Source organism: Bacteroidota bacterium (assembly GCA_020161395.1).
Classification (GTDB): Bacteria; Bacteroidota; Ignavibacteria; order Ignavibacteriales; family Ignavibacteriaceae; genus UTCHB3.
In genome coordinates this window covers 110,687-122,313 of record JAIUOE010000011.1, presented here as the reverse complement: position 1 = coordinate 122,313, position 11,627 = coordinate 110,687, and the positions used below count along the sequence as shown (strand labels likewise).

Sequence of the window (11,627 nt, the reverse complement as noted above, 5' to 3'; positions counted from 1 at the left end):
ATAAAGATGCGACATTCATGCGGATGAAGGAAGATCACATGATGAACGGGCAGTTAAAAGCGGGTTATAATGTAGAGATAGCAACGAACAACCAGTTAGTGGTAAGTTATGATATTTTCCAGAAACCCGGTGACACAACGACATTACCTGATGTAGTAAAGGGAATACAGCAGGAATATGGAGAGAGCCCTGAGTACTTGATTGCGGATGCCGGTTATGGGTCTGAAGAGAATTATCAGTTCCTGCATAAGGAGGGAATAAAGGGAGTAATAAAGTACAATTATTATGATGCAAAGAAGAAAAGGAAAAGTAAGTATCCATTCAGTCACGAGAATCTTTACTATAATCAACAGGAGGATTGTTTAATCTGTCCGATGGGCCAGAGAATGGATTATGCAGGAAAACGTTACAGAAAGACAGAAAATGGTTACACACTTGAGTTGAGCAGGTACAAGGCGAAGAGCTGTGAAGGATGCCCACTTCGGGGCGTGTGTCACAAAGGTGCCGGGGAGAGAGTTATAGAAATAAGTCATACAGGGAGAAAACTAAGACAGAAGGCCGAAGAGATACTCGAATCAGAGACCGGAGCAGAACTCTACAGACGGAGAAAGATAGATGTGGAGCCTGTCTTCGGAAACATAAAGCAAAACATGGGATTTACGAGGTTCACTCTTCGAGGTAAAAAGGGTGTGCTGACAGAGTTGGGATTGGTGGCTTTTGCTCACAATTTTAGAAAGATCATATTAGGCAAAATGTTCGACTTTACCCCAAATTTTGCTTAAAAAAAGGGATAACACCCTTTTTTTTGATCAAAAAACACAAAAGTCACTTTGGGTAATGAACAATTACCGGTATTATTCAAAAAAACGAAAAATGACATAAAAAAAGAGGCTGCTGGATATTTACTATCGAGACAGCCTCTTTCAAGTTTAAATTTGTTTGTACACCATAAAAGACGAAATGTGTGGATTTTCTAATCAAGTGGAAATACATATATTGCAAAATGAAAAAAATATTTAATTATTCAAACGAAAAATTATTATGTCGATCGAGAATGTAATCAATATCAGACCTGCAGAAAACAAAGATATCGATAAAATCAGGGAATTGCTCCGCACAACATGGCATGATGCATACTCTTTCATCCCTGTCGGGGATCTGGATTCGTATCTCGATGAAAATTATTCACCCGTCAAATTAAAGGAAATTCTGAATACCGACCGCGAGGAGTGCTTCGTTTATGACGACGGTAGTGAAGTTGCAGGCTGGATGAGACTGAGAAGAGATGACGACAACAACATTTTCACCGTAATATCACTTTATGTTCATCCTAAAAGTCAGGGAAACGGGATAGGTAAACAACTCCTCGATTTCGCCTGTGAGTTCGCTTTGGAGTACCGTTTCGAAAAAGTCACCCTCGGTGTCATGACTCAAAATGAAAAAAGTGTGAAATGGTATAAAAAACAGGGATTTGAGACTGTGAGGAGAGAACCTTTCACCATGGGTAGTACAACAGTCGAGCATTTAATCATGGAAAAAATAATTTTCTTTCAGTAATACCCGCCAAAAGTTTTTATTAGCCCCTTATATAGTTGTAAATTTAAATTTGTGATTTTTTTAAATTTCCGGATTCCAAAATTCAACCAGGAGAATTTGCATGGCTGACTTTCCAGTAAAAAGGCTGCGCCGTTTAAGATACAATACAAAAGTGCGTGATCTCGTAAGAGAAACGGTTCTTACCAAAAACGATTTTATTTATCCTTTGTTCGTAATTCCCGGAGAGGGGAAAATTGAAGAGATTCGCTCGATGCCGGGAGTCTTCCGGTTTTCGATAGACGAACTGGTAAAGGAATGCAAGGAGGTGGCAGCTCTGGGGATTCCGGCAGTGATACTTTTTGGCATTCCTGATCACAAGGATGAAGTTGGTTCCGATGCTTATTCGGACGAAGGCATCATCCAGCGGGCTATTCGTGCCATCAAAAAAGAGGTGAAAGACCTTCTCATAATGACAGATGTCTGTCTGTGTGAGTACACTTCGCACGGTCATTGCGGGGTGTTGAATGGTGAGGAGATTCTGAATGATGAAACCGTTGATCTTCTTGTAAAGGAAGCGGTGTCCCATGCAAAAGCCGGGGCTGATGTAATTGCCCCTTCAGATATGATGGACGGAAGAATTGGTGCCATAAGAAAAGGACTTGATGAAAACGGTTTTAGAAACATTCCTGTATTAAGCTATGCAGTGAAGTATGCCTCCGGATACTACGGACCGTTCAGAGATGCCGCTGATTCCGCACCCGCATTTGGCGACAGAAGATCGCATCAAATGGATGTTGCCAACAGCAGTGAAGCCTTACGCGAAGCATTAAGTGACATCGATGAAGGTGCAGACATTATTATGGTCAAACCGGCAGGTGCATATCTTGATATAATTAAAATGGTAAAAGATGCCACGGGAATGCCACTCGCGGCATATCAGGTGTCGGGTGAGTATGCGATGATTAAAGCAGCCGGAAAGCTTGACTGGATAGATGAAGAAAGAGTAATGATGGAATCGCTCGTCTCGATTAAGAGAGCGGGAGCTGACATGATCCTGACATACTTTGCCAAGGAAGCATCAAAATTTCTTGACAGACAAAAATGATATTTGAAAGGCAGTTTTTTAATGGATATTAGAAGAAGTAAAGAACTTTTTGAACAGGCTAAAAATTTTATTCCCGGTGGTGTAAACTCACCCGTACGGGCATTTAAGTCGGTTGGTGGCAATCCTGTCTTCATGGCTCGCGGTGAAGGTTCCAGACTGTTCGATGTGGATGGAAATGAATATATAGATTACATTGGAAGCTGGGGACCGCACATTTTCGGGCATAATCCACCTTTCATCAAAAAGGCTGTGACAGACGCTCTTGAGAATGGATCAAGTTTTGGTGCACCCACTGAAATGGAAGTCAGGATGGCAGAACTGATTACTTCGATGGTGCCATCGGTTGAAATGGTACGAATGGTAAATTCGGGTACTGAAGCAACAATGAGTGCCGTCAGAGTGGCAAGAGGATTTACCGGTCGGGAAAAGATAATCAAATTTGAAGGCTGCTACCACGGACATGCAGACTTTTTCCTGATTAAAGCAGGCAGTGGTGCCCTAACTCTCGGCGAACCGAACAGCCCCGGTGTTACAAAAGGGACTGCCTCAGACACCCTGATAGCCAGATATAACGATCTGGATAATGTTAAGGAGATCGTAAAAAACAATAAAAATGAAGTGGCTGCGCTGATTCTTGAGCCTGTGGTAGGCAACATGGGTGTAGTAATACCGACAGAAGATTTTATAAACGGACTTCGTGAACTGTGCAGCGAAGAGGGAATAGTTTTTATTCTGGATGAAGTAATGACCGGATTCCGCCTCGCTGCCGGTGGTGCGCAGGAAGTATTTGGAATAACTCCCGATCTTACAACTTTTGGTAAAATTATCGGTGGGGGACTTCCGGTAGGAGCGTTTGGCGGCAAAAGAGAGATTATGGAAAAGCTTGCTCCCCTCGGTCCCGTCTATCAGGCAGGAACCCTTAGCGGCAATCCTCTCGCCATGGCATCAGGTTATGCGGCTCTCTCACACATAAAGGAAAATCCGGGAATCTACAGTCTTCTGGAGGACAGAACCGACCAGTTGGAGACGGGATTCAGAGAGAATCTTGATAAACTTGGAAAAAACTACAGAATAAACAGGATTGGATCGATGATCAGCATGTTTTTCACAGATTCTCCTGTTTACGATTTTGATACTGCCGTCAAATCTGATACTGCTCTTTACGCAAAGTTTTTCCATGGAATGCTCGACAGAGGGATTTACCTTCCACCCGCACAGTTTGAATCGTGGTTCTTGAGTACTGCACTGAGCGAAGAAGATATTGACAGGACTGTGAAAGCCCATTTCGAAACTCTTAATGAAATTGTTTAACGAACCGGGGTTTTTTACCCCGGTTCTTAAAACTGAACTCTGATCAAAAAAACGGGTTCAGGATCCTTTTGTTTTTAAAAAGATAGTAAACTGCAAGAGGTATGTAGAATAGTAAAAAAGTGAAGATTGTGAGCGCGAGTCCAAAAAGTAAAATTCCATGCAGTTTTCCCAGGAACAATGAAATTTTGCTCATTAGTAATGTTGTGTCAAACTTCATGAAGGCAGCCACTAAATTAAAAGTCAGTATTATTCCTGCAAGTAGTCCAAAACCTGGCAATGCATTTTTCAGATCGGTATGACTGGGAGCAATGTGGGCAGAGATTGAGGTCATCACATAAAGTATTGTGATTGCAAGAATTCCGGGTTTCAGAAGTGAAGTCCGCAGAATTGAGAAATTTGTTCCAATTCCAGCATAAACTTCCTTAAAAACTTCACTTATGGAGGAATCGAGTTTGTTTAGATTGAAATTGGATTTAATTGCAGCCGAAGCCTGATCAGGGAAAAAAGTGTCGAACAGTAAAAAGAGTATAAGACTTCCCACCAGCAGGGGGGCAATACCGATGAAAAAATTCCCGATCGACTGGTAAATACTTTTAGGATTGTAGTTGTGAGTGACATATCCGAGAACACCTGAAGCCTTGTCAGGTTTAAAGAGCGCAACTTCATTGATTTTGTGTCCAAAAATAACACAGAACAGTGCATGTGAAAACTCGTGAACAGGAGTTCCGATCCATGCGGTGATGTAGACACCTTTCCACCCTGTGGTTTTATTAAAGGAGATGCATATCATCCTTTGCAACAGGAAGAGCAACATGGTAATAATCCCGGTCAATCCAAACATCAGTGTCAGGTGAATCAGGGTGTTTTTGGAGGCACTTACAAGGATGTCAATCATTAGTTTCCGGGAATTTTTTTTGATATGTGGTTCAATTTACAAAAAATCTGGAATTCTCTAAAATGTCAACAGATAAATCAGTACAGGCGAAAGAAGTCGTAAGGCGGATGAAAGAGGTCTATCCCGAAGCGGTTTGCGCCCTGAATTTTAATTCACCTTTCGAGCTTTTAACAGCTACCATGCTTTCCGCTCAATGCACCGATGCAAGAGTCAATCTGGTAACTGCAGACCTTTTCAAGAAATTCAAATCGCCGGCAGATTTTGTTTCTGCCCCCGTGGAAACGATAGAACAAGCCATTTTCTCAACAGGATTTTACAGACAAAAAGCAAAAAGTATCAAGAGTTGCTGCGAGATACTTGTGAGTCAGTTTGGTGGTGAAGTTCCTTCTGATTTTGACACACTTAAGGAGTTGCCCGGGGTTGGGAGAAAAACTGCATCGGTAGTGGTTGGGAATGCGTATGGAATTCCTGCTATTGCGGTTGACACCCATGTAAAGAGGCTTTCCAATTTGCTGGGACTGGTGGAGAGTGCCGATCCGGACAAAATTGAGGCACAACTTAAAGAGTTACTCGATCCTTCTGACTGGGTTCTCTTTTCTCATCAACTTGCCACACACGGAAGGAATGTCTGTTTCGCAAGAAAACCGGAATGCGGTCGTTGTATCTTGAATGACATCTGTCCCGCAGGATCGGTGGCTGTGAATGAGTAACACTTCTGACGAACCTGAAAATGTTCAACAGCCATCTGAAATGACTGACGAAAATTCAACAGATTTTCGATCAGAAAATGGCTATCCTGCATCGCTGAAAAAATATATTGAGGAAATAGAAAAAGCCAACAGAGAACTGGAGCATGAAATACAGGAAAGACGAAAAGCCGAAATTTCATTGCTTAAAAGCGAAGAAAGATTTCAGGAATTTCTCAGAAAGTCAAGTGAAGGAATTTTTTATGTTGAATATCATCCTCCTGTTGACACTTCAGATGATGTATCGCTTCAGATTACAGAGATTATTACCCGGGGTGTGATTACAGAAAGTAATTTTGCTCTTGCTAAACTGTACGGTTATTCGCTCCCTTCCGAGATGACCGGTAAGACACTTCTCGAACTCTACGGGAATAAAATTGATGAAATCAACATAAAAGCGACTGAAGACTTTATCAGATCGAATTACAAAATTGAGAATCTAGAGACGAAAGAACTGGATGTTGACGGAAATGTAAAATACTTCAGCAATACCTTAATCGGGAACATAAAAAGGGGAGTGCTGGTTGGAAACTGGGGGATACAAAAAGATATTACAGTGCAAAAAAACGCTCTTTTGTTGCAGTCGATGCAGTACAGAATATCCAATATAATATTATCCAATCAGGACACTGTTAAAGTCGCCGGTGTAGTGGAGAAAGAGTTGAGGCATCTGATCGATTTTGACCGTTTCATTCTTGCCTCTTATAATAAAATTACCGGTTCCTCGACCGTTGAATATTCCACTCATTCCAGAATGAAAAGCGCGGTTCAACATACTCATGATCAGACCCTATGCGACCTTCTCCTTCACGAAAAAAACAATTCTGTTTTTAACCAGCCACATCTAAATAAAATTATTGCAGGAAAAGAGAGTGATTTATCAGAGTTAATTCCCGGTTCGGTTGCCTTCACAAAACTTGTGATAAAAGGAGAGGTAATCGGTCTTGTATTAGTTGAAAATATCTCCAATACACAACTTTTTGATCAAAAAACGGTTGATATACTGAACATAGCAGCTACTCATATCGGCATTTTTTTCCAACGCAAGAATTATCTTGAGGAGTTGATTGCGGCAAAAGAGAAAGCTGAAGAAATGAACCGGGTGAAAGCCAATTTTTTTGCGAATATGAGTCATGAGCTGCGCACTCCTTTAATTGGTATTCTTGGCTACTCTGAAATTCTGGGTGAGGAACTTAAAAACGATGAGCATCTTACCAGGATGATAAACACAATTCATAAAGGTGGATTGCGGCTTTTAGAGACAGTAAAACTGATACTCGACCTCTCAAAGTATGATGCCGGAAAAATTGAAGTGTCGCCTCGTGATGTTGATCTTGTTCAGTACCTCGAAGACGAGGTTAAGCTTTATACTGCAGCAGCCGGGCAGAAGGGATTGGCTTTAACTTTTCACTCGATGGTAAAAGAGGCAGCCTGCCATCTTGATCCGGATTTATTCCTCAATGTGATCAGCAATCTTCTGAATAATGCAATCAAGTTTACTCAAAAAGGGGGAATACAGGTAAAACTGAATGAATCAGGGGATTTTTGGCTGATCAGGATTATTGATACCGGGATTGGTATGTCTGAGGAGGAGATAAAACTGGTTTGGGATGAGTTTAGGCAGGCAAGTGAAGGGATGGGAAGGGGATACGAAGGTTCCGGATTGGGGCTCAGTATTGCCGAAAAATATACCCGCTTAATGAACGGCGAAATAAATGTGGAAAGTGAATTGGGTAAAGGTTCTGTATTTAATGTCAAATTCCCTAAATATGGCAACAAAAAGTAAAAAATGTCGGTTATCCAATGTTTTTGATTTAGCTTATTAACAAATAATTAATTATCTTGAAAGTTGAAGTAAATAATTTTCAGAACTCGCCAAGGCAAACAAGTCATGAATTTTGACTTGACATTCAGTCGTGAATGTAGTAGTTTGCCAGTAAAACCGGAGCAATTATACGAGATTTTTATACTAAGTTTATCAAAGTTTGTTTGTAAATAACAATAAACCGGAAAGTATGCTCAAAAAAATCTCACTGTCAATTGTTGCTCTGTTCCTCACAGTGTTTCCTCAGAGTGATTTAAGACTTGTTCAATCTTCTCCTGCGTCGTGTATAATTGAATTTATACCCGATTATACGGATACCTCCATGCATTTGTATGGTGAGAGATTGTATCGTGAGATCAATTTCAGGGGTGCAGGCGTCCTCCCAAATCTGAAAGCAGGAATGCCAAATCTGAAATCCAGAGTGATTTCGCTGGGTGTTCCCTTTGAAAATGGCGTTACCGCTGAGATAATATCCGCATCATTTAAGTATTTTGATGGCGAACTCCCGCCTGTAGCCGAAATCTCCTTTAACGAAGACCGAAACCCTGTCTATACCTGGGTTTCTAAACCCGGAACGATCGATTTATCTGAAAATATTATCTTTGGTGAGAGCGGGATAATTCGGGGATTGAATGTTCAGGATATCCACATTGTCCCTGCGACTCAAGAGTTTGGCAAAATAAAAGTAGTGACCAGGATTCAGATAAGATTCACATTCGGCGGATCAACTATTTCCTCCAATGTTGAAGATGATTTGCTTAGAGACATGATATTCAATTATGATGTCGCAAAAAGGTGGATAGCAAAGGCAAAGCCTGCTTTGAAAAAAGGAGCCGGAGTCGGTTCCACCGTGCTTTCATCAGGGAAATGGGTAAGATTTGAGGCTCCGGAAGAAGGATTTTACCGCATTACCTATGATCAACTGCGAAATTATGGTGTTGATCCGGCAACTGTCAATCCAAAAACAATAAAGATTTATAACAATGGCGGTTATGTTCTCTCGGAGAACATATTAATGCCAAGACCCGAAGACCTGCAGGAGATTGCGATCACTGTTTCAGGTGAAGATGACGGGAGATTCGATCCTTCTGATAACATCATTTTTTATGGACGGGGCACCGCATTCTGGTATTATGATACCCTTGGCAGACAGATGATGAGAAATCAGCATTCCTATTCTGCAAAAAACTACTTCTGGATAACATCCGGTGGAGCAAACGGCAAGAGAACTGGTACCAAAACAGGGGTAACTGATCCGAATCCAACTGTGGTTGAAACCTCCAATGCCTACGAATTTTGGGACGAAGACAAAATAAATATCGGGCAGAGCGGGAGATACTTCGTTGGTGATGAATTTTCACAGTCTGTCAAATCCCGTGTTTATCAGAAAAAAGTAGAGGGTATTGTGCCCGGTACTCCTTCTTATTACCGTTACTGGTTTGTGAACAGATCAACTGACAGAATAAGTTTGACAATCGAAGAGAATGGAAATCTTGTAAGACAGAGCAGTATGACGGGAATCGGTTCCGATCCCTATTCTTACGGCAGGATGGACAGCAGCAGAAGTGTTACACATTTCGGGACCTATCCTGACGAGAGGAGTGTCCTCAGATTTACTTTTGGTACTCTCAACAGCACTTCCTATGGATATCTCGATTTTTATGAGATTACATACACAAGATATTTAAAAGCCTACAACGACATCCTTTTGTTTTATTCTCCGAGGATTTCAGGAACAACGGGTCCTGATTCGTTGTACGAGTACAGACTGAACAATTTCTCAAATACCGATATCAAGGTTTATGATATTACAGATCACTCTTCTGTAAAGCTGGTGACAAACCCTGTAATGCAAAGTGGAAGTGAATACCGCTTCAGAGTATACGAAAAGCCAAATTTCGTCAGCAGATACTACTCTTTCTGTGGAAACCAGTATAAAACCCCTGTAAATGCCGTTGAAGTGGCAAATCAGAATATCCGGGGTGATCTCACCGGTGCGAAACTGATACTTGTTACGAGCAAGGATTTTCAGGAATCTGCAAATCGATACAAGCAGTTCAGAGAGTCAAACCCCTCAGACCCCCTCTCCGTAAAGATATTTTTTGTCGAAGAGATTATGAACGAGTTTAACGGCGGCAGTCTGGATCCAAGTGGGCTAAGGGATTTTATAAAATACGCATTTGACAACTGGCAAATCACTCCCGATTTCGTTTTCCTTTGGGGAGACGGGGATTATGACTTCAAAAACATTGAAGGTAAAAACAAAAATTTTGTCCTGACTTATCAGACCCGTGAATTTTTGCAGGAGATAGAGGCATATCCAACCGATGATTTTTTTGCATGCATTGCAGGAACGGACAGAAAAGTTGATATTGCGATCGGAAGAATAGCCATTCAAAGCCAGAAACAGGCGAATGATTACCTCAACAAGCTGATCGCGTATGAGAAAACCACAGACAAAAATGCCTGGAAAAATCTTATCACTCTCGTAGCAGATGACAACCTGACATCACAGGGTATCGATCTGGCGAGGAATACTGAACAGTCGGAGAGACTTTCACAGACAGTTATACCCAGGGAATATGATCAGAAAAAAATATATCTGATCAATTATCCAACTGTACAGACAAGTCTGGGAAGAAGGAAACCGGAAGTGAATTCTGCAATTATCAATTCGATAAATGATGGATCGGTACTTCTGAACTATATTGGTCATGGAAGTCCTGAACTTTGGGCACATGAACAAGTGTTTGTGAAAAGTTCGACAATCCCTCAACTAAAGAACAGCAGATACTTCTTTTTAACTGCCGCCACATGCGATTTTGGATATTATGATAAAACAGACGCTCAAAGCGCTACTGAGGACCTCCTGTTTCTTCCGAATGCAGGAGCCATAGGAGTTTTTACTGCGGTAAGACCTGTATTTTCGGAACAAAATACGATCCTGAACGATGATTTTTATTCACAGATTTTGAGCACACAAAGGGATTCAGACAATCTTCCAAGAAGAATAGGAACGGCTTATCTGACAACAAAGATGAGATATACCAGTTCTAATGACCAAAAATTCCATCTGTTCTGTGATCCGGCACTTAGGCTCGCCCTGCCACAGTTTTCGGGCAAGGTTGATTCCATAAACGGCATTGATCCTTCTGTTCAGATAATACCGGTTAAAGCTTTAAATAACATAAAGATAGCCGGAACTATTAAAAAGGCGGACGGAAGCAACTGGAGTGATTTCAACGGCGAAGGGTTGCTAACAGTATATGATGCAGAGACTACACTGCCACTTCCTGAAATCGGATCGAATGTAAGTATGAAGGTACCAGGTGGTTTGATCTTCCGGGGAAGGGTTTCAGTGTTAAACGGCAAATTCAATACTGACTTTGTTGTTCCAAAAGATATTTCATATGACAATCAAAAAGGTAAAATCGTTTTTTACTTTTTTAACAGTGACAAAGACGGTCTTGCTTTCACTAATAATGTTTCAATAGGTGGGGTTGACCAGTCCGTTATAAATGACGGCAAGGGACCTGTTATAGATATTACTTTTGATGACGCACAGTACGAAAATGCGTATTTGGTAAATCCTAACTCCACCCTCGTGGTTTCATTAAAGGACGAGACAGGCTTGAATACGACAGGTCTGGGAGTAGGTCATAAACTTGAAGCAGTTTTGAATGAGAAAGAAGAGAATCCGATCGATTTGACGAATTATTTTACGGGTGATCTCAATTCAGGCGGTAAAAGCGGTAAGGTAAACTATAAATTCACAAGTCTGGAACCGGGTATCTACAACATCCGTATAAAAGGATGGGATGTATTTAACAATGCATCTACAGCAGAGACGGAGTTCAAGGTTGTTTCCGGGAACGGGACGGCGGTCGAATATGTAATGAATTATCCTAATCCGTTCTCTTCGAATACTTTTTTTACATTCCAGCATAACATCGCTGGTACTGTTGATGTAAGGATTCTGATCTACACAGTGGCGGGCCGTAAAATCAAAGAAATAGATACGAAATGGGTAAACGACCGTTTTGTGCGGATTGAGTGGGATGGTCGGGATCAGGATGGTGATCTCGCCGGAAACGGTACTTACCTTTACAAATTAATTGTCAAGCCATCCAACGGTGGTGAGACCAAAACAGTACTCGGTAAGCTGAGTATTGTCAGATAAAGTTTTTAATTTATTTTTCATTGGAGGTT

At 41.3% G+C, this 11,627-nt stretch carries 8 protein-coding genes; 7 read left to right on the top strand and 1 reads right to left on the bottom strand.

Annotated elements, in window-relative coordinates:
* The 4 genes from LCH52_14805 to hemL form a co-directional block, all read left to right on the top strand.
* A partial coding sequence (locus LCH52_14805) for a transposase (GenBank protein ID MCA0389755.1) occupies nt 1–782 on the top strand: 782 nt, incomplete at its 5' end.
* A gap of 259 nt (nt 783–1,041) precedes the next feature.
* Complete coding sequence (locus LCH52_14800) at nt 1,042–1,557, top strand: GNAT family N-acetyltransferase (protein ID MCA0389754.1); 516 nt, start codon at nt 1,042–1,044, stop codon at nt 1,555–1,557.
* A gap of 100 nt (nt 1,558–1,657) precedes the next feature.
* Entirely contained in the window at nt 1,658–2,641 is a 984-nt protein-coding gene (gene hemB, locus LCH52_14795; protein MCA0389753.1) for a porphobilinogen synthase, read from the top strand.
* A 21-nt stretch (nt 2,642–2,662) separates the two neighbouring features.
* Complete coding sequence (gene hemL, locus LCH52_14790; GenBank protein ID MCA0389752.1) at nt 2,663–3,952, top strand: glutamate-1-semialdehyde 2,1-aminomutase; 1,290 nt, start codon at nt 2,663–2,665, stop codon at nt 3,950–3,952.
* A gap of 43 nt (nt 3,953–3,995) precedes the next feature.
* Here hemL and LCH52_14785 read toward each other — a convergent pair whose 3' ends face one another.
* The gene (locus LCH52_14785) at nt 3,996–4,847 is read right to left on the bottom strand and encodes a metalloprotease family protein (GenBank protein ID MCA0389751.1); all 852 of its coding nucleotides are present in this window, start codon (nt 4,845–4,847) and stop codon (nt 3,996–3,998) included.
* 62 nt (nt 4,848–4,909) lie between these two features.
* Here LCH52_14785 and nth point away from each other — a divergent pair, with 62 nt between their 5' ends.
* The 3 genes from nth to porU all read left to right on the top strand — a co-directional run bounded on the left by nth (nt 4,910) and on the right by porU (nt 11,598).
* A complete protein-coding gene (gene nth, locus LCH52_14780) occupies nt 4,910–5,557 on the top strand; it encodes an endonuclease III (GenBank protein ID MCA0389750.1) in 648 nt (215 codons plus the stop codon).
* Nucleotides 5,550–7,379 (top strand): hypothetical protein, encoded by a 1,830-nt coding sequence (locus LCH52_14775; protein ID MCA0389749.1) that lies wholly within the window; start codon nt 5,550–5,552, stop codon nt 7,377–7,379. The genes nth and LCH52_14775 overlap by 8 nt, the downstream gene beginning before the upstream one ends.
* Before the next feature lie 229 nt (nt 7,380–7,608).
* Complete coding sequence (porU, locus tag LCH52_14770) at nt 7,609–11,598, top strand: type IX secretion system sortase PorU (protein MCA0389748.1); 3,990 nt, start codon at nt 7,609–7,611, stop codon at nt 11,596–11,598.
* Nucleotides 11,599–11,627: the final 29 nt, after the last annotated feature.

Coding starts and splice junctions, on each gene's coding strand:
- LCH52_14800 (MCA0389754.1), top strand. CDS start 1,042: ATGTCGATCGAGAATGTAATCAATATCAGACCTGCAGAAAACAAAGAT.
- hemB (MCA0389753.1), top strand. CDS start 1,658: ATGGCTGACTTTCCAGTAAAAAGGCTGCGCCGTTTAAGATACAATACA.
- hemL (MCA0389752.1), top strand. CDS start 2,663: ATGGATATTAGAAGAAGTAAAGAACTTTTTGAACAGGCTAAAAATTTT.
- LCH52_14785 (MCA0389751.1), bottom strand. CDS start 4,847: ATGATTGACATCCTTGTAAGTGCCTCCAAAAACACCCTGATTCACCTG.
- nth (MCA0389750.1), top strand. CDS start 4,910: ATGTCAACAGATAAATCAGTACAGGCGAAAGAAGTCGTAAGGCGGATG.
- LCH52_14775 (MCA0389749.1), top strand. CDS start 5,550: ATGAGTAACACTTCTGACGAACCTGAAAATGTTCAACAGCCATCTGAA.
- porU (MCA0389748.1), top strand. CDS start 7,609: ATGCTCAAAAAAATCTCACTGTCAATTGTTGCTCTGTTCCTCACAGTG.